At 69.9% G+C, this 24,660-nt stretch carries 27 protein-coding genes and 1 pseudogene; 16 read left to right on the top strand and 12 right to left on the bottom strand.

What is annotated here, in order from left to right:
* Positions 1-188: 188 nt before the first annotated feature.
* The 4 genes from Sp245p_RS13730 to Sp245p_RS13715 all read left to right on the top strand — a co-directional run bounded on the left by Sp245p_RS13730 (position 189) and on the right by Sp245p_RS13715 (position 4,470).
* Positions 189-1,631: a sensor domain-containing diguanylate cyclase gene (locus Sp245p_RS13730; RefSeq protein ID WP_246119778.1), complete on the top strand. Its 1,443-nt coding sequence runs from the start codon at positions 189-191 to the stop codon at positions 1,629-1,631.
* Positions 1,628-2,959 carry a DUF2336 domain-containing protein gene (locus tag Sp245p_RS13725; protein ID WP_109138549.1) on the top strand — a complete coding sequence of 444 codons (1,332 nt, stop codon included), beginning with the start codon at positions 1,628-1,630 and terminating at the stop codon, positions 2,957-2,959. The genes Sp245p_RS13730 and Sp245p_RS13725 overlap by 4 nt, the downstream gene beginning before the upstream one ends.
* A gap of 26 nt (positions 2,960-2,985) precedes the next feature.
* A complete protein-coding gene (locus Sp245p_RS13720; protein ID WP_014239320.1) occupies positions 2,986-3,627 on the top strand; it encodes a hypothetical protein in 642 nt (213 codons plus the stop codon).
* A 147-nt stretch (positions 3,628-3,774) separates the two neighbouring features.
* Positions 3,775-4,470 (top strand): hypothetical protein, encoded by a 696-nt coding sequence (locus Sp245p_RS13715; RefSeq protein ID WP_014239321.1) that lies wholly within the window; start codon positions 3,775-3,777, stop codon positions 4,468-4,470.
* A gap of 43 nt (positions 4,471-4,513) precedes the next feature.
* Here the strand turns inward: Sp245p_RS13715 and Sp245p_RS13710 are convergent, their stop codons facing one another.
* Positions 4,514-5,878 carry a pentapeptide repeat-containing protein gene (locus tag Sp245p_RS13710; RefSeq protein ID WP_109138548.1) on the bottom strand — a complete coding sequence of 455 codons (1,365 nt, stop codon included), beginning with the start codon at positions 5,876-5,878 and terminating at the stop codon, positions 4,514-4,516.
* Positions 5,879-6,272: 394 nt separating this feature from the next.
* Between Sp245p_RS13710 and ffh the strand changes: the two genes are divergently transcribed.
* The 5 genes from ffh to rplS all read left to right on the top strand — a co-directional run bounded on the left by ffh (position 6,273) and on the right by rplS (position 10,051).
* A complete protein-coding gene (ffh, locus tag Sp245p_RS13705; protein WP_014239324.1) occupies positions 6,273-7,640 on the top strand; it encodes a signal recognition particle protein in 1,368 nt (455 codons plus the stop codon).
* Between the two features lie 81 nt (positions 7,641-7,721).
* Positions 7,722-8,075 carry a 30S ribosomal protein S16 gene (gene rpsP, locus Sp245p_RS13700; protein WP_014239325.1) on the top strand — a complete coding sequence of 118 codons (354 nt, stop codon included), beginning with the start codon at positions 7,722-7,724 and terminating at the stop codon, positions 8,073-8,075.
* A 146-nt stretch (positions 8,076-8,221) separates the two neighbouring features.
* Positions 8,222-8,818, top strand: coding sequence for a ribosome maturation factor RimM (gene rimM, locus Sp245p_RS13695; protein WP_014239326.1), 597 nt, complete (start codon positions 8,222-8,224; stop codon positions 8,816-8,818).
* Complete coding sequence (gene trmD, locus Sp245p_RS13690; RefSeq protein ID WP_014239327.1) at positions 8,815-9,615, top strand: tRNA (guanosine(37)-N1)-methyltransferase TrmD; 801 nt, start codon at positions 8,815-8,817, stop codon at positions 9,613-9,615. The genes rimM and trmD overlap by 4 nt, the downstream gene beginning before the upstream one ends.
* Positions 9,616-9,655: 40 nt before the next feature.
* Positions 9,656-10,051 carry a 50S ribosomal protein L19 gene (gene rplS / locus Sp245p_RS13685; RefSeq protein WP_014239328.1) on the top strand — a complete coding sequence of 132 codons (396 nt, stop codon included), beginning with the start codon at positions 9,656-9,658 and terminating at the stop codon, positions 10,049-10,051.
* Positions 10,052-10,254: 203 nt separating this feature from the next.
* Here the strand turns inward: rplS and Sp245p_RS13680 are convergent, their stop codons facing one another.
* Together Sp245p_RS13680 and Sp245p_RS13675 are read right to left on the bottom strand one after the other, a co-directional pair.
* The gene (locus Sp245p_RS13680) at positions 10,255-11,184 is read right to left on the bottom strand and encodes a DMT family transporter (protein ID WP_014239329.1); all 930 of its coding nucleotides are present in this window, start codon (positions 11,182-11,184) and stop codon (positions 10,255-10,257) included.
* Positions 11,185-11,287: 103 nt separating this feature from the next.
* A complete protein-coding gene (locus Sp245p_RS13675; RefSeq protein ID WP_014239330.1) occupies positions 11,288-11,485 on the bottom strand; it encodes a hypothetical protein in 198 nt (65 codons plus the stop codon).
* Between the two features lie 248 nt (positions 11,486-11,733).
* Here Sp245p_RS13675 and leuC point away from each other — a divergent pair, with 248 nt between their 5' ends.
* The 5 genes and pseudogenes from leuC to Sp245p_RS13655 all read left to right on the top strand — a co-directional run bounded on the left by leuC (position 11,734) and on the right by Sp245p_RS13655 (position 14,840).
* Positions 11,734-13,137 carry a 3-isopropylmalate dehydratase large subunit gene (gene leuC / locus Sp245p_RS13670; protein ID WP_014239331.1) on the top strand — a complete coding sequence of 468 codons (1,404 nt, stop codon included), beginning with the start codon at positions 11,734-11,736 and terminating at the stop codon, positions 13,135-13,137.
* An 81-nt stretch (positions 13,138-13,218) separates the two neighbouring features.
* Positions 13,219-13,383: pseudogene (locus tag Sp245p_RS36260) on the top strand (helix-turn-helix transcriptional regulator); the annotation flags it as partial.
* Between the two features lie 45 nt (positions 13,384-13,428).
* Entirely contained in the window at positions 13,429-13,908 is a 480-nt protein-coding gene (locus Sp245p_RS13665) for a helix-turn-helix transcriptional regulator (RefSeq protein WP_014239332.1), read from the top strand.
* A gap of 105 nt (positions 13,909-14,013) precedes the next feature.
* Positions 14,014-14,391: a VOC family protein gene (locus tag Sp245p_RS13660; protein ID WP_014239333.1), complete on the top strand. Its 378-nt coding sequence runs from the start codon at positions 14,014-14,016 to the stop codon at positions 14,389-14,391.
* Positions 14,392-14,399: 8 nt separating this feature from the next.
* The gene (locus Sp245p_RS13655) at positions 14,400-14,840 is read left to right on the top strand and encodes an EVE domain-containing protein (protein WP_014239334.1); all 441 of its coding nucleotides are present in this window, start codon (positions 14,400-14,402) and stop codon (positions 14,838-14,840) included.
* A 24-nt stretch (positions 14,841-14,864) separates the two neighbouring features.
* Here Sp245p_RS13655 and Sp245p_RS13650 read toward each other — a convergent pair whose 3' ends face one another.
* The 7 genes from Sp245p_RS13650 to Sp245p_RS13620 all read right to left on the bottom strand — a co-directional run bounded on the left by Sp245p_RS13650 (position 14,865) and on the right by Sp245p_RS13620 (position 20,880).
* The gene (locus tag Sp245p_RS13650; RefSeq protein WP_014239335.1) at positions 14,865-16,211 is read right to left on the bottom strand and encodes a branched-chain amino acid ABC transporter permease; all 1,347 of its coding nucleotides are present in this window, start codon (positions 16,209-16,211) and stop codon (positions 14,865-14,867) included.
* Positions 16,212-16,294: 83 nt separating this feature from the next.
* Positions 16,295-17,032 (bottom strand): tRNA pseudouridine(38-40) synthase TruA, encoded by a 738-nt coding sequence (gene truA / locus Sp245p_RS13645; protein ID WP_014239336.1) that lies wholly within the window; start codon positions 17,030-17,032, stop codon positions 16,295-16,297.
* Positions 17,014-17,982 carry a methionyl-tRNA formyltransferase gene (gene fmt / locus Sp245p_RS13640; protein ID WP_014239337.1) on the bottom strand — a complete coding sequence of 323 codons (969 nt, stop codon included), beginning with the start codon at positions 17,980-17,982 and terminating at the stop codon, positions 17,014-17,016. The genes truA and fmt overlap by 19 nt, the downstream gene beginning before the upstream one ends.
* A 24-nt stretch (positions 17,983-18,006) precedes the next feature.
* Positions 18,007-18,513 (bottom strand): peptide deformylase, encoded by a 507-nt coding sequence (gene def, locus Sp245p_RS13635; RefSeq protein ID WP_014239338.1) that lies wholly within the window; start codon positions 18,511-18,513, stop codon positions 18,007-18,009.
* Between the two features lie 126 nt (positions 18,514-18,639).
* Entirely contained in the window at positions 18,640-18,870 is a 231-nt protein-coding gene (locus Sp245p_RS13630; RefSeq protein WP_014239339.1) for a hypothetical protein, read from the bottom strand.
* A 108-nt stretch (positions 18,871-18,978) separates the two neighbouring features.
* Positions 18,979-19,188: a cold-shock protein gene (locus Sp245p_RS13625; protein ID WP_014239340.1), complete on the bottom strand. Its 210-nt coding sequence runs from the start codon at positions 19,186-19,188 to the stop codon at positions 18,979-18,981.
* Positions 19,189-19,389: 201 nt separating this feature from the next.
* Positions 19,390-20,880 carry a DNA recombination protein RmuC gene (locus tag Sp245p_RS13620; protein WP_014239342.1) on the bottom strand — a complete coding sequence of 497 codons (1,491 nt, stop codon included), beginning with the start codon at positions 20,878-20,880 and terminating at the stop codon, positions 19,390-19,392.
* A gap of 175 nt (positions 20,881-21,055) precedes the next feature.
* Here Sp245p_RS13620 and Sp245p_RS13615 point away from each other — a divergent pair, with 175 nt between their 5' ends.
* The gene (locus tag Sp245p_RS13615; protein ID WP_014239343.1) at positions 21,056-21,640 is read left to right on the top strand and encodes an NUDIX hydrolase; all 585 of its coding nucleotides are present in this window, start codon (positions 21,056-21,058) and stop codon (positions 21,638-21,640) included.
* Between the two features lie 20 nt (positions 21,641-21,660).
* Here Sp245p_RS13615 and Sp245p_RS13610 read toward each other — a convergent pair whose 3' ends face one another.
* Positions 21,661-22,836 (bottom strand): ChaN family lipoprotein, encoded by a 1,176-nt coding sequence (locus Sp245p_RS13610; RefSeq protein WP_014239344.1) that lies wholly within the window; start codon positions 22,834-22,836, stop codon positions 21,661-21,663.
* Between the two features lie 142 nt (positions 22,837-22,978).
* Here Sp245p_RS13610 and Sp245p_RS13605 point away from each other — a divergent pair, with 142 nt between their 5' ends.
* Positions 22,979-23,716: an SDR family NAD(P)-dependent oxidoreductase gene (locus Sp245p_RS13605; protein ID WP_014239345.1), complete on the top strand. Its 738-nt coding sequence runs from the start codon at positions 22,979-22,981 to the stop codon at positions 23,714-23,716.
* 93 nt (positions 23,717-23,809) lie between these two features.
* Here Sp245p_RS13605 and Sp245p_RS13600 read toward each other — a convergent pair whose 3' ends face one another.
* Positions 23,810-24,586 (bottom strand): response regulator, encoded by a 777-nt coding sequence (locus Sp245p_RS13600; RefSeq protein ID WP_014239346.1) that lies wholly within the window; start codon positions 24,584-24,586, stop codon positions 23,810-23,812.
* Between the last annotated feature and the right edge of the window lie 74 nt (positions 24,587-24,660).

Below are 24,660 nucleotides of genomic sequence, written 5' to 3'. Positions count from 1 at the left end.
CTCCTGGCCGCATTCCCCGGTCCGGCGATCCGGTTGGATTCCGCTCACGCGGTTGCCGCCGCGAACGCCGCCCGGACGAGCTGCTGTCCGCCGGCGGACGCTGGCTCGCAGACATCCAAGGGTGGCTGGCGACGTGCAGCGTCGCGCCGGGCCTGCGCTCCCTTCCGGTGGCGTTGCCGCGCGGCGTGATGATCGTCGAATGGGCGGCCACGCCGCTGCCCGACGGGGGCATCCTGCTGCTGGGACGCGACGCCACGCTGGAACGGCAGCTCCGCCAGACGCTGATCGAGTCGCGCCGCCGCTACAAGGATCTCGTCGAGGTTTCGAGCGATTTTGCCTGGGAAACAGGCAGCGACGGGCGATTCGTCTTCGTCACGCCCAAGGGTGCGCTGGGCTACACCCCCGATGCGTTGATTGGTCGCAACCCCAAGGATCTGGCGGTGACCGAGTGGGGAGACCTGCCGTTGCCGTTCGACAGCCGCCGCCCCGTCGATCAGGCGGAGCTGTGGCTGAAGCGGGTGGACGATCTGCCCGCCTGCTTCGTGGTGTCGGCGGTGCCGCTGTTCGGCCCGCAAGGCGAATGGATGGGAGCGCGCGGGGTCTGCCGCGAAACGACGGAGCAGGTGCTGCGTTCCGCCGAGCTGGCGCGGGTGCGCAACCGCGAAAAGATGCTCGCCCACATCGTCCACACGCTGCGCGACCAGCTCGACGCCCAGAAGGCGCTGCACGTCGCCGCGGTGGAGACCGCGCGCGCGTTGGGCGCCGACGGCTGCCGCATCTACCGCGCGACGGAAACGGGCGCCTTGCGTCCCGCCGCCGATTTCGCCGCGGAGATCCCGGAGGAACTGCTCTCCGACCTGTCGCGCCCCGTTCTGGAGGAGATCGCCGGCAGCGAGGACCCGCATGAGCTGACCCTGGGGGCGAACCGGTTGCTGGCCGCCCGGACGGAGCACCGTCAGGCCGTCAACGGCGCCGTGGTGATCTGGCGCGGCGACGATTCCGATCCGTGGGACGACGAGGACCGGATGCTGCTGTCCGGCGTGGCCGACCACATCGGCATCGCCCACGCGCATCTGGCCTATCAGGAGCGGCTGCGCCGCCTGTCGGAGCGCGACGGGCTGACCGGCCTGTTCAACCGCCGCACCTTCTTCGAGCGGCTGGACGAGGTGCTCGGCCGTTCGGACACCGGGCCGTCCGCGCTTCTCTACGTGGACCTCGACAATTTCAAGGCGGTGAACGACCTGCACGGGCATCAGCAGGGCGACGCCGTGCTGAAGGCCATCGGTGGGCTGCTGACCAACGGCGTCCGGCCCGGCGACCTGCCGGGACGGCTGGGCGGCGACGAGTTCGTCCTGTGGCTGGGCCGCACCGACGAGGAGCAGGCGGTGGCGGTGGCCGAACGGCTGCTGGCCGGGATGGTCGCGCTGCGCCATCTCTCCGCCGGTCCGGACAAGCCGCTGGGCCTGTCCATCGGCATCGCCGTGCACCGGGTGGGGCGCGAGACCGTGCAGGAGCTGACCGACCGCGCCGACTCGGCGATGTACGACGCCAAGAAGCGCGGGAAGGGCCATTACGCCGTCGCTCCGGCTCCCAGGGGGGAAAGCTCCCCCGTGGCGGAGGCGTCCCTATGACCACCCGCGGCGACCGCGCCGACCCCCAGCTTCTCGACCCCGCCGATTACGAGGCGGCCAAGCAGATGGCGCGCAGCGCCGACCCGGCGGTGCGCCGCCGCGTCGCCGCGTCGCCCGAGACCCGGCCGGAGCTGCTCTATTTCCTGGCCGCCGATGCGGTGACGGAGGTCCGTCAGGCCATCGCCACCAACGCCGGCACGCCGCGGCAGGCCGACCTGATGCTGGCGAAGGGCCGGGAGGTCGCGGTGCGCGGCGCCCTGGCCCAGAAGGTCGCCCGGCTGCTGCCCGACCTGTCCGCCGACCAGGCGTCGCAGATCGAGCGGCTGACGCTGGAGTGCCTGGAAGCGCTGGCCCGCGATCAGGCGACGGAGGTGCGCGGCATCCTGTCGGAGGCGCTGAAGGAGCTGCCCGGCGCACCCCACGGCGTCATCAACACGCTGGCCCGCGACGTGGAGCTGTCGGTCTGCGCCCCGGTCCTGCAATTCTCGCCGATCCTGACCGATGAGGATCTGGCCGACATCATCATGCGCGGTCCGGTGGCCGGCGCCCTGTCGGCGATCGCCGGACGCAAGCAGATTTCGGCCTCCGTCGCCGACGCCATCGCGCGGTCCGACGACGAGGCGGCGATGACCGCTCTGCTCGCCAACCCCTCGGCCCAGATCCGCGAGGAGACGCTGGACCGCATCCTCGATCAGGCGCCGCAGCACGCCCCGCTGGTGCGCCGGCCGCGCCTGCCCGCCCGCGCCGTGGCGCGTCTGGCGAGCTTCGTCGCCGACAACCTTCTGAAGGTCCTGCGGGAGCGCACCGACCTCGACCCCGCCGCCGCCCGCGCCCTGGCCGAGGGCGTACGGGCGCGCGTCAACCGCGGGGCCGGAGGCAACGGCGGCGGTGGACCCGGTGCCGCCCGCGGCCTCGTCGATTTCGGGGAGGAGGAGCTTGGCCATCTGCCGGGCGACAAGGACAAGGCGGCCGAACGCCCGTCCGACAAGGCGGCCCGGCTGAACAAGGAAGGCAAGCTGACGGAGAAGCTGTTGGAGGGCGCGCTGGCGGAGGGCGACCGGGCCTTCGTCCTGGCCGGGCTGGGCGAACTGGCGCAGCTTCCCATGCCGATCATCGACCGCATCATCGGCACCCACGCCCCGCGCGCCGTCACCTCTCTGGTGTGGCGCTGCGGCCTGTCGATGCGCTTCGCCCGGCAGGTGCAATTGCGCATCGCCCAGATTCCGCCAAAAACCGCGCTTATGGCAAAGGAAGGCGTCCTTTACCCGATGTCCGACGACGAGATGCGCTGGCAGCTCGCCTTCTTCGGAGTCGAGGAAAAAGCCTGACGCCACGCCACCACACGGACCCGTTCATGCGCGCCCTGGCCCTGCTGCTGTTGTTCCTCGGTCTTTCCCTTCCCGCTGTCTCCCTTCCCGCCGCCGCCGCCCCGCCGCCCGCCTCTCCAGAGGAGCGGGAGGTCACCGCGGTCTTCGAAAGCGCCCGCTCCGCCCTGGCGCAGAAGCGCGGCGCGGCGGTGGTTCCGCTGCTGTCCCGCGCGTCGGTCGACAAGCTGGAGCAGGTGCGCGGGGTCGCCCGCAGCGGCAACGACGCCGGTCTCGCCAAGCTGGAGCCGGCGGAGAAGTTCGCCGCCATGGGCCTGCGCCGCTATGTCAGCCCGGCCGACCTGCGCCGCATGTCGCTGGGCGAGCTGGCCGATCACGGCATGAAGAACGGCTGGCTCGGCCCCAACGTCATCGGCAGCAGCGGGCTCGGCCCGGTGCGGGTGCGCGGCGACCGCGCCTCCGCTTTGCTGATGGTCGACAACCGCCCGGCCTTGGTGCCCGCCGACTTCGTGCGCGAGGGCGGGTCCTGGAAGATCGACCTGACCGGCGTCTTCAGTTTCGGCAGCCAGATGCTAAAGGGTTTCGCCGCCATGTCGGGCAAGAGCGACGAGGCCTACATCGAGGACATGCTGCAGAAGCTGCCGGCCAAACCGGCCATGATGCATCGCTGACCGATCGGATGACCCTGCCTGTGCTAGCGCGGACAGGCAGGGGATGACGCGTTGCGCGTTACACCTCCTGCGACGGGGTGGGCCGTTGCGCGGAATCCGGAGATTGCGTTAGAGTCGCGGCACACGCACGACGCGTTGGTGCCCTTCATGACCGCTCCGGATGGCTATCCCTTCGCCGCGCTGACCGAAGCGGACGCCGGGTTTTTCCCGTCGGCCAGGAGCGTCGGCGCTCCGCCCGCCATCCCCTACCGGGTTCCCTGTGCTCCCGCTTTCGCAGCGGCGGCGGTCCGTCTGGCCGCGAAGCGCGGAACCGACCTGTCGGCGCTCACCGCTGCCGCGCTGTTGCTGGCGTCCGACCGGATGCCGGACCCGGGGGCACCGGACGATGGTGCGGAGCGGGCGGTGCTGGAGCTGCGGCTGCCGTCCGGCCACTGCGACGCGGCGATCCGCCGGGCGCTGGCAGCGGCGCTGGCGCTGGCCGAACCCGGCTGCCGGCTGATGCCCGCCGAGGAGGCGGGGCGGCTGGAAGGTGCGGTGGAAACGCTGACCTACCGCAACAAGGCGCTGGCCCACGCGCTGGAGCGGGTGTCCTTCCGCCCGCTGGACGGCAAGCTGACCCAGGTGCGCGACGCCGCGCAGATGTTCGGCTTCGTCAATGAATGGTGCTTCGACGAGGACCGGGTGGTGAAGCGCTTCCGCGAGCTGGCCCCGGTCTATCACCCGGACACCGGGGTGGTCGCCTGCCGCGACCGCATGGCCCAGTTGATCGACGCGCGCAATCTGCTGATCAACCACGTCCGCACCGCCTACCGCTCCGGCCCCTGGACGCAGCGGCGCACCTGAAAATTAAAACGGATTGGGGCTGGGTACCAGGCTGAGGCCGGGATCAGGTCCCGGTCATCTCCTCAATCCCGATGGCGTCGGTCAGGCTGGTGCCGTCCAGAACCGTTCCGTCGAGGTCGGCGCCGGTCAGGTCGGTGCCGGTCAGGTCGGCCTCGCTCAGGTTGGCGCCGCGCAGGTCCGCCCCGGCGAGGTTGGCGCCGGACAGGTTCACCTTGCGCAGGTCGGCGTCCTTCAGGACGGCCATGCCCATGCGGGCACGCTGGAGGTTGGCCCGCCAGACGTGGCTGCTCGACCCCTGGATGTGCACGGGGCCGAGCTGCGCCTCGGTCAGGTTGGCGCCGGTCAGGGTCGCCCGCTCGAAGTTGACGCCGCGCAGGTCGGCCTTGGTGAAGTTCACCTTGCGCAGGTCCGACAGCGACAGGTCGGCGATGGCGAGCGAGGTGCCCATCATCGAGGCGCCGCGCAGCGTGATGCATTGCAGGATGCCGGCCGACAGGTTGATGCCGTCGAGGTTGCGCCCCGACAGGTCGAGCGAGGAAAGGTCGGCGCGCTTGCCGTCCTTGCCGCCGCTGTCGATCCAGGAAAGGTGCAGGGTCAGGATGTTGCGCAGGTCGTCGTCCGGATTCTCCAGAACCTTCGCCATCACCGCGGCGGACAGGTTGGGCGAGCGGAGCTGGGCCGCGTCCAGGATGGCGCCGATCAGGTTGGCGTTGGTGAAGTTGGCGCGCCCGATGGCGCAGTTGGTCATCACCGCGCCGGACAGCCGGGCGCCGGACAGGTTGGCCTCCGACAGGTCGGCGTCGGTCAGGTCGCAGCCCGTCAGGTTGGAGTTCGTCAGGTTCGCGCGCATGAACTTGGTGCCGCGCAGGATCGCGTCGGTCAGGTCGGTCTGCATGACGAAGGCGTTCGCCACCTTGGCCCGCGACAGGTCGGCGCCGCGGATGACCGCCGCCGTCAGCTCCGAGGTCAGGACCGAATCCTCGAAGTTGTGCGGCATCATCTCGCCCGATGGGGTGTAATGCAGCAGCGTGCCGTCGCGCAGGTCCACCTCGACCAGCATGGCTTCCGACAGCACGGCGCCGCGCAGGCAGGCGCCGCGCAGGTCGGCGCGGCGCAGATCGGCCTTCTCCAGGTTCGCCAGCCGCAAGTCGGCGGCGTAGAGGTTCGCGTTGGTCAGGTTGGCCCGGGTCAGCCGGGCGCTGAACAGCTTCGCCCCGGACAGGTCGGCGTCGGACAGGTCGATGCCGGACAGGTCCAGATGCGACAGGTCGCGCATCTTCAGGTTCGCGCGCACACCGCCCGGCTGGCTTTTCCGGAAAGCCTGATGCCGGAGCAGGATCGTGTTCAGCTGACTCTGCGTCAGCTTCGTGCGCGGCGTGTTCGTTCCGAAGCCTTGCGCGGGGGGCATCAGGGAAATCCCGGGTTGGAGTCGCGACACACTCTAAAGGGGAGCCGCGAAGAAAAAGTTAACAATCGGTAACGCTTTATTCAAGTACGCCTCGAATGCGTTCTATCGCGGGCGCTGTTTCCGGGCCGCAAAGCCCTTGGTTGTGTAAGGAAATAGTGACCCTTCGCGGGGCGTTGCGCAAGAGGGTCCAGCGGGGCGCGGTTGTTGGGTTGTTGACTCCGACCCCCGCGATGCGTATGGTCCGCCGACCTGCATCCGTCGAGCCATCGACCGGGTACCATCGGCCTGCGTGCCGGGGACCTCCGCCAGTCCGCGAGTTTCGCGCACTGGCTCGTTTGTGCTTGAGCCGATCGCGTTCGAGCGGATGGAGACCGAAACTGAGGACCGCTGACCCATGTTCGATGGCCTGACCGGACGCCTGGGCGACATCTTCGACAAGCTGCGCCGCCGCGGCGCGCTGAGCGAGGAGGACGTCAACGCCGCGCTGCGCGAGGTGCGCGTGGCGCTGCTGGAGGCCGACGTCGCCCTGCCGGTGGTCAAGCAGTTCGTCAACCAGGTCAAGGAACGCGCGATCGGCCAGGAGGTCCTGCGCTCGATCACCCCCGGCCAGCAGGTCATCAAGATCGTCCACGACAACCTCGTGGAGATGCTGGGGCAGGGCGAGGAGATCAACCTCAACGCCGCCGCCCCCGTGCCGATCCTGATGGTCGGCCTGCAGGGCTCGGGCAAGACCACCAGCACCGCCAAGATCGCGCTGCGCCTGAAGAACCGGGACCGCAAGAAGGTCCTGATGGCCTCGCTGGACGTGCGCCGTCCGGCGGCGCAGGAGCAGCTGAAGGTGCTGGGCGAGCAGACCGGCGTCGCCACCCTGCCGATCGTTCCGGGCCAGGACCCCGTCGCCATCGCCCGCCGCGCCATCGAGACCGGCCGGCGCGAAGGCTACGACGTGGTCATGCTCGACACTGCCGGTCGCCTGTCCATCGACGAGGAGTTGATGGCCGAGGTCGCGGCCGTGCGCGACGCGACCAAGCCGGCGGAGACGCTGCTGGTCGCCGACGCCATGACCGGCCAGGACGCGGTCACGGTCGCCACCAACTTCAACGACAAGGTCGGCATCACCGGCATCCTGCTGACCCGCGTGGACGGCGACGCGCGCGGCGGTGCCGCCCTGTCGATGCGCCAGATCACCGGCAAGCCGATCAAGCTGCTGGGCATGGGCGAGAAGATCGACGCCCTGGAGGCCTTCCACCCCGACCGCATCGCCGGCCGCATCCTCGGCATGGGCGACGTCGTGTCGCTGGTCGAGAAGGCCGCCGAGAGCATCGACAAGGAAGAGGCCGAGAAGCTCGCCCGCAAGATGGAGAAGGGCCAGGGCTTCGACCTCGACGACATGGCCTCCCAGCTCAAGCAGCTGCGCAAGATGGGCGGCATGTCCGGCCTGATGGGCATGCTGCCGGGCATCGGCAAGATCAAGAACCAGCTCAAGGACGCGAACATCGACGACGGGGTGATCAAACGCCAGGAGGCGATCATCTCCTCGATGACGAAGAAGGAGCGCAAGCACCCCGAACTCATCAAGGCGTCGCGCCGCAAGCGCATCGCCGCCGGCTCCGGCACCAGCGTGCAGGAGGTGAACAAGCTGCTCAAGCAGTACGACACCATGCGCGGCATGATGAAACAGGTGCAGAAGCTGGGGCAGAAGGGGCTGATGCGCCACGGGCTGCAAAGCCTCCTGCCGAAGAATTTCCGGGGGCCGAACTGACCCCCGGCGACCGCACCGCGCGATGAGCGCGATCACGTTCAACCGCACACCAAGCGACTACACCAAGGAAGCGACTGTCCCATGTCCCTGAAGATCCGTCTCGCCCGTGGCGGCGCCAAGAAGCGCCCGTTCTACTCGATCGTCGTTGCCGACGCCCGCAGCCCGCGCGACGGCCGCTTCATCGAGAAGATCGGCACCTACAACCCGATGCTGCCGCGCGAGCATGAGCAGCGCATCGTCCTGGACGCCGAGCGCGCCAAGCATTGGCTGTCGGTCGGCGGCCAGCCGACGGACCGCGTCGCCCTGTTCCTGGCGAACGCCGGCCTGATCGCCAAGCCGGAAATCCGCGAGACCCCGAAGAAGTCCGCTCCGAAGGCCAAGGCGCAGGAGCGTCTGAAGGCCGAGGCCGCCGCCAAGGCCGCCGCCGAGGGCTGATAAAGGGAACGCTCCTCGCCCCCACCCTCCCGCTTCGCGGGACCCTCCCTCCCCCGCTTCGCAGGGGAGGGCCGATTTCCCTCCCCTGCGAAAGCGGGGGAGGGTCAGGGTGGGGGCAGTGAGCCCGCAACGCACACGCTCAAGCCATGTCCACAAAAGTCTGCGTCGGCCAATTCGCCGGGGCGCACGGCGTCCGCGGCCTCGTGAAGGTGAAAAGCTTCACCGAGGATGCGCAAGCCGTGGCGTCCTACGGCCCCCTCTCGGACGAGCGGGGCGCCCGGCGCTTCGCGCTGACGCTTCAGGGCACCATGAAGGACCTGTTCCTGGTCCGCGTCGATGGCATCGCCACGCGCGAACAGGCGCAGGAGCTGACCGGCGTCCGGCTCTATGTGGACCGTTCCGCCCTGCCCGAGACGGAGGACGAAAACGAGTTCTACCACGCCGACCTGATCGGCCTGCGTGCGGAACTCGCCGACGGCACCGTCTGGGGCACGGTGAAGGCGCTGTACGACTTCGGAGCCGGTGACGTGCTGGAGATCCGCACGGAATCGGGGCCGCTGGAGATGCTGCCCTTCACCCGCGCCTGCGTTCCGGTGGTCGATGTGAAGGGAGGCCGCGTCGTGGTCGATCTTCCCGCGGTCATCGAAGCGCGCGAAGGCGAGGCGGAAAAGGACGGAGAGGACGCGCCGGAGGGCGCGGATGTCGCTGAAGACGACGTTGAAAACAAGGGAACCCGCCCGTGAATCACGGCGCTTCCGGTTCTCTTGTCTGGACGGCCAAGGTTCTGACGCTGTTCCCGGAGATGTTTCCGGGTCCGCTGGGGCTCAGCCTCGCGGGAAAGGCGCTGGAAAATGGAGTCTGGGCGTTGGAATCAGTGGACATTCGCTCGTTCGCGCGCGATAAACACCGCTCCGTCGACGACACCCCCTTCGGCGGAGGGGCCGGCATGGTCATGCGGCCCGACGTGCTGGACGCGGCTCTGACCGCGACGGCGGGTCCTCCGGGCACTCCTGGACGCGGACGGGCGATCTACCTGTCGCCTCGCGGACGGGTGCTCGACCAGGAGCTGGTCAAGGAGCTGGCGGCCACCCCGGTGGTCACCCTGCTCTGCGGCCGGTACGAAGGGGTGGATGAGCGGGTGCTGGACGCGCACGGCCTTGAGGAGGTCAGCCTCGGGGATTTTGTGCTGTCCGGCGGCGAGACCGCCGCCCTGTGCCTGATCGACGCCGTGGTGCGCTTGCTCCCCGGTGTCATGGGCAATGTGGAGACGGCGGGCGAGGAAAGTTTCGAACGGGGGTTGCTCGAATACCCCCACTACACCCGGCCCGCGGTCTGGACCGACGGGCAGGGTGTGGAACGGTCGGTTCCGGACATCCTGTTGTCCGGCCACCACGAGAAGGTTCGCGCCTGGCGGCTCGCCGAGGCGGAGCGGATCACCCAGGCCCGGCGACCGGACCTGTGGGACCGCTACGAGGCGGGCAAGAAGGCCGAGGGTCAGATTGGGAAACGGGGTCGCCGGCGCGGCCCGAAACCAGAGTGACGGTCCGCCGCGAGGCGCACCGATGGAAAGGGGTAGTGTCATGAACCTGTTGCAGCAGCTCGAGCAGGAGCAGATCGAGAAGGCCCTCGGCGGCAAGACCATTCCCGTGTTCTCGCCGGGCGACACCGTCCGCGTGAACGTGAAGGTGGTCGAGGGCACGCGCGAGCGTGTCCAGGCTTACGAGGGCGTCGTGATCGCCCGCCGGAACGCCGGCGTGAACTCGTCCTTCACCGTCCGCAAGATCAGCTACGGCGAGGGTGTGGAGCGCGTGTTCCCGCTCTACTCCCCGCGTCTGGAGTCGATCGAGCTGGTCCGCAAGGGCGCCGTCCGCCGCGCCAAGCTGTACTATCTGCGCGACCGTCGCGGCAAGTCGGCCCGTATCGCCGAGCGCACGACCGGCCGCGGCATGAACAACACGAAGGCCGCCGCGGAGTAATCCGGCGCCCTTTCGTTCGGTACGCCTGAACCAGCACCCGCCCGGAGCAATCCGGGCGGGTGTTTGGCGTTGGGGACGTGGTTGCGCCGATGCCCCCCTCCCGACCTCCCCCCGCTTTCGCAGGGGGAGGAGAAAAGCCCTCCCCTGCGAAGCGGGGGAGGGTTGGGTGGGGGCCCACGTCGACCACTACCCGATCACCTCCCCTACCGCGCCCGCATCGTTGTCAGGATCCCCGCGCCGATCAGCGCCACCGCGATCAGCACGCCGGCCGTCAGCGGCTCGCCCATGAAGACCGCGCTCAGCAGGAGGGCGGTGACGGGGACGAGGCAGATGATCTGCCCGGCCTGCGCCGCCGGCATGGCGGTCAGGGACTTCGCCCACCACCAGAAGCACAGCCCCGTCGCGATCACCCAGTTGAAGGCCAGGACGGTGCCCAGCGCGGGCGTCCAATGGATCGGCCGGGCGTGCTCCGCCGCCAGGGCCAGCGGCGCGGTCGCCACGGCGCTGACGGCGATCTGCCAGAAGGTCTGGGTCCAGAAGGGCGTGCGCCAGCCGCCGCGGCGCCGGCGGTAGAGGGTGGCACCGAGCGCCCAGCTCAGCGCGCAAGCGAGCAGCAGCCCGTTGCCCAGCAGAACCGCCGGATCGCTCCAGTCCATCAGCGCAGGGTTGAAGAAGACGAGGACGCCGGCGAAGGTCAGCAGCGCGCCGATCACTCGCCCGCGCGTGAAGCGCTCCCCGGCGAGCAGGACGCCCAGCGGCAGCGCCCACATCTGCATGGTGTAGGCCAGCACCGCGGCCCGTCCCGGCGGCACCACCCGCAGCGCGATGGAGCTGAGGTCCAGCATGCCGGCGATCTGGAGCAGCCCGACCAGGGCCAGCGGCCAGCGCTCCCCCGGCGGCGGCAGGAGGGGGAAGCGCAGCACCCGCGACAGCAGGGCCAGCACCGCCGCCGCCCCGGCGAAACGGAGAAAGCAGAAGGTCAGCGGCCCAATGTCGGACAGGGCCAGCTTCATCAGGGGCCAGTTGGCCCCCCAGAACAGCACGATTCCCGCAAGCTGCGCGTAGACCACGGCGCCCGGACCGCCCACGGGTCCCTGGCCGGCCGCGGCGCGTGGCATGGCCTGATCCGCCATGAGTCCTCCCAACCCTGAATTTTGCCGCATCCTACGGCGCGGGTGGGGGCGGGAGGTCTGCGTTCCCGGTGCGGCAGCCCCGCGAGGGGCCGGCGTTACGGCGTTATGGCGTGCCGCCGGTGGAGAAGCCGGTGAAGACCTGGATGCCGAACCAGCCGCCGATGGCGAACAGCACCAGAAGGATCATGGTGGTGGCGATGGCGATGTTGGTCTGGCGGATGCGCCGGCAGTTCGGGCAGCCGGGAAGCTCGGCGGGATACGGCCGTTCGCAGCGTTCACAGCGGACAGTGGGGTCCGTCACGGGATGACCCTTCATCGAATGGGGCAATGGAGATCGGTGGGCGGACGCTACCATAAGGAGCGCCTTCCCCGCCAGCCGATGGGCGGCGCGGGGGAGCGGCGATTTTTCGCTGCGGGATGCGGGGTGTTTTCCACAGGCTCGGCCTTGTCCTGGTTGAAAGAGACGGCTATTGTGCGGCCCTCTTACCGCACGCTTCGTTCGTCCGGTCTGTGGTTTGCGAGAGAGAATTGCCGCGAGAGAGAGTTGCTATGTCCAAGCCGCGCACCCTGTTCGACAAGATTTGGGACAGCCACGTCGTCCACCGTCAGGACGACGGCACCTGCATCCTCTACATCGACCGCCATCTGGTCCATGAAGTGACCAGCCCGCAGGCGTTCGAGGGGCTGCGGCTTGCCGGCCGTCCGGTGCGCCGTCCGGAAGCGACCCTCGCCGTTCCCGACCACAACGTGCCGACTACCGACCGCTCCAAGGGCATCGTCGAGGAGGAAAGCCGCATCCAGGTCGAGACGCTGGACAAGAACGCGCGCGACTTCGGCGTCCGCTACTTCCCGATGGACGACGTCCGCCAGGGCATCGTGCACATCGTCGGTCCGGAGCAGGGCTTCACGCTGCCCGGCGCCACCATCGTCTGCGGCGACAGCCACACGGCGACGCACGGTGCCTTCGGCGCGCTCGCCTTCGGCATCGGCACGTCGGAGGTGGAGCATGTTCTGGCCACCCAGACCCTGCTGCAGAAGCCGGCCAAGAACATGCTGGTCCGCGTCGACGGCGAGCTGCCGGCCGGCGTGACCGCCAAGGACATCGTGCTGGCGATCATCGGCCGGATCGGCACCGCCGGCGGTACCGGCCACGTCATCGAGTTCGCCGGCGACGCCATCCGCGGCCTGTCGATGGAAGGCCGCATGACCGTCTGCAACATGGCCATCGAGGGCGGCGCCCGCGCCGGCCTGATCGCCCCGGACGAGAAGACCTTCGAGTATGTGAAGGGCCGCGCCCTGGCCCCGAAGGCCGGCGCCTGGGAGCAGGCGGTGGAATACTGGAAGACCCTGCCGTCGGACGAGGGCGCGGTCTACGACACCACCGTCGTGCTGAACGCCGCCGACATCGTTCCGCAGGTCACCTGGGGCACCAGCCCGGAGGACGTGCTGCCGATCACCGCGACCGTGCCGAACCCGGCCGACGTGGCCGACGCCGGCAAGCGCGCCGCCGTCGAGCGCTCGCTGGCCTACATGGGCCTGGAGCCCGGCCAGAAGCTGACCGACGTGAAGGTGGACACCGTCTTCATCGGCTCCTGCACCAACGGCCGTATCGAGGATTTGCGCGCCGCCGCGGTGATCGCCCAGGGCCGCAAGGTCGCCGAGGGCGTGCGCGCCCTGGTCGTCCCGGGCTCCGGTCTGGTGAAGGATCAGGCGGAGGAAGAGGGCCTGGACAAGATCTTCACCGAGGCCGGCTTCGAGTGGCGTGAGCCGGGCTGTTCCATGTGCCTCGCCATGAACGCCGACCGCCTGTCGCCGGGCGAGCGCAGCGCCTCGACCTCCAACCGCAACTTCGAGGGCCGCCAGGGCCGCGGCGGGCGCACCCACTTGCTCAGCCCGGCCATGGCCGCCGCGGCGGCGGTGACCGGGCACCTGACCGACGTGCGCAGCCTGTAAGCTCTCACGGTCCGCTGTGACGCCCGGAGCGGGGATGGCCTTCCAGCCGTCCCCGCTTCGTCGTTTTTAGGGGCATCTCCGCTGTCGCGCGCCGAACGCCTCATCGATCTGATCCAGTGCCTGCGGCGCCATCGCCGGCCGGTCAGCGGGCACGTCCTCGCCGACGAACTCGGCGTCAGCCTGCGCACGATCTACCGCGACATCGCCACCCTCCAGGCCCAGGGCGCCCGCATCGACGGCGAGCCGGGCGTCGGCTATCTCCTCCAGCCCGGTTTCCTGCTGCCGCCGCTGATGTTCGCGGAGGAGGAGATCGAGGCGCTCGCGCTGGGCATCCGCTGGGTGGCCGACCGCGCCGACGGCGCGCTGGGGGCGGCGGCGCAGAACGCGCTCGCCAAGATCGCGGTGGTGCTGCCACGGGACCTCCGCGACCGTATGGACGCCTCCGCGCTGCTCGTCGGGCCGGGAGAGCCGATCGTCGGGGACGGCGTCGACCTCGCCGTCGTCCGGCGGGCCATCCGCAGCGAGCGCAAGCTGTCCATCGCCTACCGCGACCGCGACGGGGCCGCCACCGAGCGCACCGTCTGGCCCTTCGCGCTCGGCTTCTTCGACCGGCTGCGCGTCATGGTCGCGTGGTGCGAGCTGCGCGGGGCGATCCGCCATTTCCGTGCCGACCGCATCGTCTCCGTGACGGCGCTGGAAGCCCGCTACCCGCGGCGGCGGCAGGCGCTGCTGAAGGAATGGCGCGAGGCCGAGGGCATCCCGGTCCGGTGAGCGTGCCCGCGCACGACTGCTGACAGAAACTGTCAGGGTGTTGGCCTAGCTTGGTCTTCGCCGGACGGGATCGCCCGTGCCGGAGATCAGCGAGGACAACAGCCCATGTTCAGCGCCAACATCATCCTTCTCTATGTGGACAGCCCGACCGCCAGCGCCGCCTTCTACGCCGACCTGACCGGCAAGCCGCCGGTCGAGGCGTCGCCCACCTTCGCCATGTTCGCCCTGGACTCCGGCGTCATGTTGGGGCTGTGGTCGCGCCACACGGTGGAGCCGGCGGCCTCCGCCGGGCCGCTCGGCGGCAGCGGGGAGATCGGCTTCCGGGTGGGCGGTGCCGAGGCGGTGCAGGCCCTTCACGACGACTGGGTGCGGCGCGGCCTGACCATCGCCCAGCCGCCGACCGCCATGGATTTCGGCCACACCTTCGTCGCGCTGGACCCGGACGGGCACCGCCTGCGCGTCTTCGCCCCGACGGAAGCGTGAGGTCCGCCATGGATCGGACCACCGCCAGCCGCAGCTGGATCGCCGTCGCCTCCGCCGAGCATGTCCGGCGGGGGCGGACGGAGGGCTTCATGCAGGTCTGCCACGGCAAGGCGGCGCCGCTGCGCCGCATCCGTCCGGGGGACCGCGTCGCCTACTATTCGCCGACCGAGCGCTTCCAGGGAAAGGACCGCCTGCAGTCCTTCACCGCCGTGGGGATCGTGCGGGACGGCACGCCTTACCCGTTCGACATGGGCGGGGGCTTCGTTCCCTTCCGCCGCGACGTGCGGTGGCTGGACGGGCGGGAGACGCCGATCCTGCCCCTGCTCGACCGGCTGGACTTCTCCGCCGGGGTGCGGAATTGGGGCTATCCGTTCCGCTTCGGGCTGTTCACGGTCACCGACCGCGACCTGGACACCATCGCCGCAGCCATGGGGGCGGACCTTCCCTGACCGGTCCCCGCCACCGGGGGGCTCTCAATCCCCCCGCCCGCGGCGATGGCCCATCAGCCCGTCCGGGCGGTAGATCAGGAAGAGGGTGAGCAGGCCGAAGGCCACGATATCCTTGTAGGCGATGGCGAAATAGGCTGACCAGAAAGTCTCGACCAGCCCCAGCAGGGCGCCGCCCAGCATGGCGCCGGGGACCGACCCGATGCCGCCGACCACCGCGGCGGCCAGCGCCTTGAATCCCACCAGATAGCCCGTGTAGAAATTCACCCCGCCGTAATAGAGCGCGATCACCGCCCCCGCCGCCGCGGCCAGCGCGCCGCCCACCGCGAAGGTGGTGGCGACGGTGCGGTCCACATCCACCCCGACCAGTTCGGCGGCCCCCACGTCGTCGGCGCAGGCGCGGTGGGCGCGGCCGTAGGCGGTGCGCTGCATGATCGCCCACAGCAGGGCGTAGAGCCCGCCGGTCATCAGCAGGATCACCGCCTGCGAGGTCAGGGCGGTGACGGTGAAGGCGCCGTCGCTGAGCAACTCGTGCCGGTCGGCCAGAAACTGGGCGGGCCACCAGTCGCGGGCGCCGTGCAGGAGCCGCATCCCCTCCTGATAGGCGATGGACAGGCCGACGGCGGCGATCAGCGGCGTGTGGTTGTGGGTGCGGCGCAGGCGGCGGAACACCAGCCGGTCCATGGTCCAGCCCTGGACGGCGGTGAAGGCCATCACCGTGGCGAAGACTCCCAGCACCGCCAGCGGAAGGCTGCCCAGCCCGGCCATGCCCAGCGCCGCCGCCCCCATGGCGGTCAGCATGGCGCCGATCATCGTCAGCTCGCCCATGGCGAGGTTGATCTGCCCGAGGATGCCGTAGACCAGCGTGTAGCCCAGCGCCAGCAGCCCGTAGACGCAGGCCACCGTGGCCGCGTTGATGAGCTGTTGCAGGAAGAACAGCAGCGGCGCCCAGTCCGTCCGCGGTTGCGGTTCCGGTCCGCTCGACTCCGGCGGCAGGCCGAGGCGGGCGGCGGGAAGGCCGGCCCAGACGCGCAGCATGGTGAATTGCATGGGCCGCAGCCGCCCCATGCGGTCGGTCGCCACCGCCACCAGTTCGTGCCGGCGCGAGTCGAAGAAGCGTCCGCCGAAGCGGCAGGCGATCCAGTGGGTGCCCGTTTCTGCGCCGCCGTTGTCCGTGCGGTAGGTCAGGCGCAACGCGGGCTCGTCGCCGCCCAGCGCCTCCGTGTCCAAGATGGTGACGGGGCCGGAGTCGAAGGCGGGGATCAGCTTGCGGCACAGAGCGGCCTGATCGCCGTCCACGCCGCAGCCGGTCAGCAGCAGCGCGACGATCAGCAGAAGGAACGGTGGGAACAGGCGTGGCGGACGGCGGTGCACGGCGACGGAAATCCGGCCGGTTGTGCTTCGCCTGGGAGTCTATCGGCAATTGGCGACGAGCGCCAGACGCCGCCTTATGGGCGTCAGTAGCGGGCGTTGACGAAATACAGCCCATCGGGCGGGGCGGTCGGCCCGGCGGCGGAGCGGTTGCGGGCCTCCAGCGCGCGGCGCAGGTCATCGGCGCTCCACTTGCCGGCACCGACCAGCTCCAGCGTGCCCACCATGTTGCGCACCTGATGGTGCAGGAAAGAGCGGGCGGCGGCGTGCACCCGGACCTCGTCGCCGACCCGCTCGACGGCCAGCCGCTCCAGCGTCTTGACCGGGGAGTTGGCTTGGCAGAGCGCGGCGCGGAAGCTGGTGAAGTCGTGCTGGCCGACCAGGACCTGCGCGGCCACGTGCATCGCCTCGGCGTCCAGCGGCCGCATGACGTGCCAGGCGCGGCCCGTCTCCAGGGCGAGCGGGGCGCGGCGGTTGACGATGCGGAAGACGTAGCTGCGCCCCAGGCAGGTCATGCGCGCGTGGAAATCCTCCGGTACCGCCTCGGCCTGCAGGACGGCGACGGGGGCGGGCCTCAGGTGGAAGTTCAGCGCGTCGCGCAGCTTCAGCCCGGTGAAGGGCTTTTCCAGATCGAAATGGCAGACCTGCCCCAGCGCGTGCACCCCGGCGTCCGTCCGTCCGGAGGTGTGGACGCGCACGGTTTCGCCGGACAGGCGCTCTATGGCCTCCTCCAGCGTCTGCTGGACGGAGGGGCCGTTGTCCTGCCGCTGCCAGCCGACGAAGGGCCGGCCGTCATATTCGAGGGTCAGTTTCCAGCGCTGCATGCGGCGTCGCCGAGACGGGTGCCGACGGGCAGGGCGAAGCCGCGCAGCAGGGCGGCGCCGTCCACCGGGGCCTTGCCGGGCCGCTGCACCAGGGTGAGACGCACGGCGCCGTCGGAACAGGCCACGGTCAGACGGTCGTCCAGCAGCGTGCCGGGGGCCGCCTTGCGGGCGTCGGGGACCGGTTCGGCCTTCAGAATCTTGATGCGCTCCACCCCGCCGGTCGGCGTCGGGGCGTCGAACCAGCAGCCGGGCCAGGGGGTGAGCGCGCGGACCTGCCGCTCCACATAGGCGGCGTCGCGCGTCCAGTCGAGCCGGCCATCCTCGCGCGTCAGCTTGGCGGCGTAGGTCACGCCCGCCTCGGGCTGCGGCTCGGCGGTCAGGCGGCCGGCGGCAAGGCCGTCGAGCGCCTCGACGATCAGGCGGGCGCCCATGTCGGCCAGCGCGTCGTGCAGGCTGCTGGCGGTGGTCTCGGCGGTGATTGGCACCGCGTCCTTCAGCAGCATGGCCCCGGTGTCCAGCCCGATGTCCATCTGCATGATGGTGATGCCGGTCTCGGCGTCGCCGGCCAGGATCGAGCGCTGGATCGGGGCGGCCCCGCGCCAGCGCGGCAGCAGCGAGCCGTGCACGTTCAGGCAGCCCAGCCGCGGCGCGTCGAGGATCGGCTGCGGCAGGATCAGACCGTAGGCGGCGACCACCGCGGCGTCGGCCTTCAGCTCGGCGAACTCCGCCTGGGCCTCGGCGTTGCGCAGCGACTTGGGCGTGCGCACGGGGATGCCGCGTTCCTCGGCGAAGCGGTGGACCGGGGATTTCTGGACCTGCTGCCCGCGCCCGGCCGGGCGGGGCGGCTGGCTGTAGACGCAGACCACCTCGTGCCCGGCATCGGCCAGGGCGCGCAGGCTGGGCACGGCGAAGTCCGGCGTGCCCATGAAAACGAGGCGGAGCGGCGTCATGAAGAGTCGTCCAACGTCAGAAGGTTAGGCGCGCTGCATCTTCTGGACTTTGCGCAGGATCATGTTGCGCTTCAGCATCGACAGGTAGTCGACGAACAGCACGCCGTTCAGATGGTCGATCTCGTGCTGGATGCAGGTGGCCAGCATGCCGTCGGCCTCGATCTCGCGCGTCTCGTTGGTCTCGTCCAGATAGCGGACGCGGACCGACGACGGGCGGGTGACCTCGGCATACTGGTCGGGCACCGACAGGCAGCCCTCCTCGCACACCGAGGTCTCGTCCGATTTCCAGACGATTTCCGGGTTGGCGAGGCGGATGGGGTTCGGCTTCTCGTCCTTGTCGTGCACGTCCACGACGATCACCCGCTCCAGGATGCCGATCTGCGGCGCGGCGAGGCCGATGCCCTTCGCGGCGTACATGGTCTCGACCATGTCGTCCATCAGCTTGGCGATGCGGGCGTCGACCTTGTCGACGGGCTTCGCCTTCTGCTTCAGGACGGGGTGCGGGGCGACGAGGATATCGAGAACGGCCATGGGAACTCAGCAACGGTGCGTGGAGGTGCGACAATCCGTCAAAATATGGGGGGCGGGCCACGAGGTCAAGGAAGGCGCAAGGCACAACCCGCGGCGACCCGCCGATCCCATCGGGACGGCCGCACCTCAGAGGGGCGAGCGGGTGATCGACTTGATGGGGCCGCGGGGATTGCCGGACATCTCGGCGATCTTGCGGTCCTGCTCCTCGATGAAGCCGCGGGCCGGCTCATCGCCGTCCAGGCCGCCGACCAGCGTGCCGGGGACCTTGCGGTTGGAGGTGCGGGCGCCGTCTTCGTACAGCACGTCGAACAGCACGAAGGCGCTGTCCACCGGCTGCTTCTTCTTGGTCTTGGCCATGGGGGGAAACTCCGAACGTCAGGGGGGTGCTTGTAGAGGAAAAGCGCGCAACGGAAAAGGGCACCGGTTTCCCGGTGCCCCCTCCGATGCCGTGCCGTGAGACGTGGCTCAGACGGCCTTCAGGTTCTCCGCCGAGGTCTTGCCGCGCTTCGGATCGCGCTGCTCCTCGTAGGACACCTTCTGGCCTTCATTCAGGCTGCGCAGGCCCGCACGCTCGACCGCGGAGATGTGGACGAAGACGTCCGCACCACCGTTGTCCGGCTGAATGAAGCCATAACCCTTGGTGCTGTTGAACCACTTGACGGTACCGACGGGCATGATTGCTCTCCGATTAGTATGAAAGGCGCCGCATCGGCCGGTGCGGCGCATCAGACTGTGTCCAGGCATAGCGACGATCTGGGCACCCGAAGGCGTAGCAGGCCGGCAGTCCGAAGCAGAATGACAGGAGGGAAATTGGGACCGCTCCCGTCCTTTGCAAGGCGAAACAAGACGGGCAAATCTGGGTTGCAGTCTTCAGCCCTACGCCCTGGCCGCTGCTCGCAGTTCCGCCGCCCTCAATTCTGTTGCCCTCAATTCCGCTGCCCGGGGCTCGGCCGCGCGAAGTTCCGGCGCCTGGAGCGGGCGTGGGGCGTGGTCCAGCGGTTCCAGCAACGGAATCTCCTCGGCGCTGTCCGGGGTGGCGTGGAGGTCGCGAAAGCGGCGGGCGGTGACCAGCACGCGGGATTCCAGGCTGCCGACCGCCCCGTTGTAGCTGCCCACGGCCTTTTCGAGCTGCCCGCCCAGCCGCTCCATATGGCCGCCCAGGTCGTGCAGGCGCTTGTAGAGTTCGGCGCCCAAGGCGCTGATCTCGCGGGCGCTGTCGGTCAGCCGCTCCTGTCGCCAGCCGTAGGCAACGGCGCGCAGCAGCGCGATCAGCGTCGTCGGGGTGGCCAGGATCACCCGGTGGTCGATGCCCGCCTCGATCAGCGCCGGGTCGTGCTCCAGCGCCGCGGAGAAGAAGTTCTCGCCGGGCAGGAACAGCACGACGAATTCCGGCGAATCCGTGAACTGGTCCCAATAGGCCTTGGTGCCGAGCTGCTTCATATGCTCCCGCACATGGCGGGCGTGGCGCGACAACCCGTCGCGGCGGGCGCCGTCGTCGGCCGCCTGCACCCCGTCGAGATAGCCCTCCAGCGGCGTCTTGGCGTCCACCACGATGGTCTTGCCGCCGGGCAGCTTGACCACGAGGTCGGGGCGCAGCCGCCCGCCGGCGGCCTCCACGCTCATCTGCTCCGCGAAGTCGCAATGGTCCAGCATGCCGGCCATCTCGCAGACCCGGCGGAGCTGGATCTCGCCCCAGCGGCCGCGGGCCACCGGGCTGCGCAGGGCGCGGACGAGGTTGCCGGTCTCGGCGCGGAGCTGGGACTGGGTTTCCACCAGCGACAGCACCTGTTGCTTCAGCCCCTCGTAGGCGCCGGCGCGGCTGCGCTCCATCTCCTGGATCTGGCCGTCCATGCGCTCCAGCGACTGGCGCACCGGGGCGACGATGTCGGCGATGGCGGTCTGCCGCTTCTCCAGGTCGCCGCGCGCCTGCTCCTGGAAGGTCGTCAGCGTCTCCTTGGCGAGGTCGAGGAAGCTCTGGTTGTTGGAGCGCAGGGCTTCGGCCGACAGGGCCTTGAAGCTGTCGGACAGGGTGGCCTGCGCACGCTCCAGAAGGGCCAGCTTCTCCGCCGCCGACGCGCGCTCGCGGGCCAGCGTGGTGGACAGCTCCGCCTGCCGTTCGCGGGCGGCGGACAGTTCGCCGGTCAGCCGGGTGATCTGGTGGTCGCGGGCCTCCACCTCCTCCCGCAGGTCGCCTTCGATTCGCTCGGCCACGTCGAGCCGGGTGACCAGTTCGGCGTGGATGGCGGCGGCCTCCGCCTCGGCGCGTGCGGCGTAGAGGCGCACGATCATGCCGGCGAGGATCGCCCCGAGAAGGGCGCCGGCAAGGCCGCCGAGAAGCACCGACTGTGCGTCGAACGCGAACTGCATGAAATTCCCCGAAGATCGCTGCAAATGCCGAGACCACAGGCGAGACTACAGGAACGAATCAGGAAAGAGAACGGGCAATGAACAAAGACAAATCCCTTCCCGGTTCCGTTCCGCCTGCGCTGCGGGTCGGTGAAGCGGGCTTGCCCGCCGTCCCCGTCTGCGCCATATCCGACGGATGCCCGACGATCCGTCCTCCTCCTCCGGTCTTCCTGCCGGCCCCCTCAAGGGCCCCCGCGTCCGCACCATCCCGCCCGGCGAGGACCGCGAGCGGCTGACCTGTCCGGACTGCGGCTACATCGCCTACCAGAACCCGCTGATCGTCGTCGGGTCGGTGGCGACGTGGGAGGACCGCATCCTGCTGTGCCGCCGCGCCATCGAACCGCGCAAGGGCTACTGGACGCTGCCCGCCGGCTTCATGGAGGAACGGGAGAGCACCATGGAGGGCGCCGCCCGCGAGGCGTGGGAGGAGGCGCGGGCCAAAATCGCCATCGACTCGCTGCTGGCCGTCTACGACATCCCGCGCATCAGCCAGGTGCAGATGATCTTCCGCGCCCGGCTGCTGTCGCCGGACGTGTCCGCCGGGCCGGAGAGCCAGGAGGTCGGGCTGTTCCGCTGGGAGGAGATCCCTTGGGACGATCTGGCCTTCCCGACCGTCCAGTGGGCCTTGCGCGAGCACCGGTCGCGGCTGGGCCGCCAGGACTTCGCCCCGGCGGTGAACCCCACGCCGGACGTGCTGGCGCAGTGGGAGCGCATGCTCTAGCTCCCGATCACTCCGCCCCGTTATTCCACCGTGGGCGAAGCGGGAAATTTCGCCACCAGCTCCGCCGTGCCCTGCTCGCGCTTCACGGTCAGCGGCAGCCATGTGCCGGGAGCCTGGCGCTGCACCACCGTCGTCAGGTCGGTGGCTTCGCGCACCGGGGACCCTGCCGCCGCAACCACGAGGTCGCCCGCCGTCAGGCCGGCGGCGGCGGCGACGCTGCCCTCGGTGACGGAGCGCACGCGCACCCCGTCCGGTCCCGGCTCCAGCATCACGCCCAGCCGGGGGCGCGGCGTCTCGGCCGGCGCCTCGCTCTCGCCCAGCCCGTAGACCGCGTCGGCGATCCGCCCGTCCAGCTCGGCGCAGGGGCGGTCCTCGTCCCAGGGCAGCAGGACGACGCTGTTCCGGATGCCCAGATCGGCCAGCTGGTGGGGCACGCCGTCGCGCCCTTCGATGTGCCCCTGGCCCAGGATGGCGACGACGGTGCGGTTGGTCTGGCGGTGGGTCTCGGCGATCCGCTCGGCCATGGCGCGGTCCCAGACGGATTGCGCCTCGACGAAGCGTTCGAAACTGCCGGAGCGGCGCTCACCCGGGCCGTGGGCGGCCATCACTTGGCGCAGCCGCTCGGTGTAGGAGGCCGGGGGAGGGGCCGGGTCGCCCACGCCTTCGCGTTCGTTGGCGGGAACGGCGGCCCAGCCCTCGCGTGCGGTGCGGCTGACCAGCCCGCGGTCGACGTTCAGCGCGACCACCGGCAGCCGGTTCATCCGGGCGAAATGCAGGATCGGCAGGTAGAAGCGCGCGTCGTAGCCCCAGACCTTCGGCCAGTTGGTCTCGCGCAGCAGCTCCGCCTCGGTCAGTTGCCCGGCGCTCCAGCGGTCGAGGACCGGCTGGACGCTGCGCGGGAACATCTCCATGCCGACCGCCAGATCGGGGTTCAGCGCGTGCAGCGCCGCCAGGCTGTGAAGCTGCCAGCGGTGGTGGTCGGCGTTGTCGTGCCGCTCCCCCAGCAGCACGGCGGGCGACGCCGCGGCGCGGCGCAGCAGGTCGGCGGCGTTCAGCGGGCGCGCGGCGGCGTCGGCCCAGCCGCCGGGCGGCACGCAGGCGTCGGTTCGGGCGGCGGCCTGCGCCGTAGCCGTGTCGCCCAGGCTGGCCAGCAGGCCGCCGGAGAGCAGAAGGACGGCCATCAAACGGGGGAGCACGTCGGCGGTCCTCCTGGACTCGGTGAAACGGTTGGACGCAGGCTGAAGGTTGGGCGGTGGAGGGCGCCCGTCAACGGTGCATGGTCTGACTGGCAACGGCCGCGCTGGCGCGGTGCGGCGAAGCGGGGTATCTTCGGACATCATGCCGCACCGTAAAACCGTCATTCTGACCGGCGCGAGCCGGGGCATCGGCCACGCCACCGTGCAGCGCTTCAGCGCCGAGGGCTGGCGGGTCATTTCCTGTTCCCGCGAGGAGGTGCCGGACCATTGCCGGCGCGATCCGAACTGGACCCACCACATACCGACGGACCTGTCCGATCCGGACAGCCGCGCCCGCTTCCTGGAGGAGGCCAACCGGGCGTTGGACGGGGCGCCGCTGCACGCGTTGATCAACAACGCCGGCATCTCGCCCAAGACGCCGATCAAGGAGCGTCTCGGCTGCCTGAACGGGGCCATCGAAGGCTGGCACCGGGTGTTCGAGCTGAACTTCTTCGCCCCGCTGGTCCTGGCCCGCGGCTTCGCGGCGCCGCTGTCGCGGGCGAAGGGGGCGATCGTCAACGTGACCTCCATCGCCGGCCATTCGGTGCACCCCTTCGCGGGGTCGGCCTATTCGACGTCCAAGGCGGCGCTGTCCGGTCTGACCCGCGAGATGGCCGTGGAGTTCGCCGAGATCGGCGTGCGCGTCAACGCCGTGGCGCCGGGCGAGATCGAAACCGCCATGACCGGGCCGGAATACGACGTGCTGATCCCGCGCATCCCGCTGAAGCGCATGGGCACGCCGGAGGACGTGGCGGCGGTGATCTTCTACCTGTGCGGCCCCGACTCGGGCTACGTCACCGGAACGGAAATGTTCATCACCGGCGGGCAACACCTGTATTGATGCGGATGGCCGACCCACGGATTGCGCGGATTTCTCTAGGTAACTCCGTGTAATCCGTGAAGCCGCTGTCGCCCGCAACGGTGTTCAGCCACCTCAGCCGAGGTTGTGCTTCGCCACCACCGCCGCGAAGTCGTCGCCGAAATGCTCGCCGACGCGGATGACCGAGACGCCGTGCGGGATTTCCTTCAGGGCCGGGTTGTCCAGGCTCATCGAGGTCAGCAGCGCCATCGGCACGTTGTGGGTGACGCTCATCGCGCGCAGGCCGCGGATCAGGTCCAGGCCGGACAGGCCGTCCATCACCATCGACGCGATCAGCATGTCCGGCGGGACGCGCACGGCGAGGCTGATCGACTCGATGGGGTCGCTGACCGTCACGGTGCGGAAGCCGCAGGCCGCCAGTTCGCTGCCCAGCTTCTTGGCGACGACCTTGGACGGGGTGACCAGCATGATCTCGACATTGCTGATCTGGATGTCGGTGATCTCGAACTGGTAACGCACCGGCAGGGCGCGGATGATCCGGTTCGTTTCCGCAACCTGCGGCTGTTCGGCGCGGTCCACCAGCTCGGCGATCCGGTCCACGAAGGTCTGCGCGTCGTTCAGCTCGCGCGCCTCCAGCCGCTTCAGGCCGGACAGGTAATCCTCCAGCCGGTGCGCGACGAGGCTGACGGTGGGGTAGCCGAAACTGGTGCCCATGCCCTTGAAATTGTGGGCTTCCAGGCGGAGCACGCCGATGACCGCGGTTTCCTCCCGCGTGCCCTTGGCCACGCCTTCCAGGGCGGCGTTCATCACCTCCAGCCGGTCGCGGGCGTCGTCCATGAATTCGACGCGCAGGCGGTCTTCAAGATCGTCGGGCGACAGGTTGGAAGCCATGGGAGGGGGTCCTGACTATGCTTTCGGGTTAGGCATTATGGCCCCGAAAGTTACACCAGAACCCTAACGCGAAA

This window comes from Azospirillum baldaniorum, assembly GCF_003119195.2.
In the GTDB taxonomy this organism is placed as follows: Bacteria; Pseudomonadota; Alphaproteobacteria; order Azospirillales; family Azospirillaceae; genus Azospirillum; species Azospirillum baldaniorum.
Note: the sequence above shows the minus strand (reverse complement) of the source record. Positions and strands in the feature narration are given on the sequence as shown.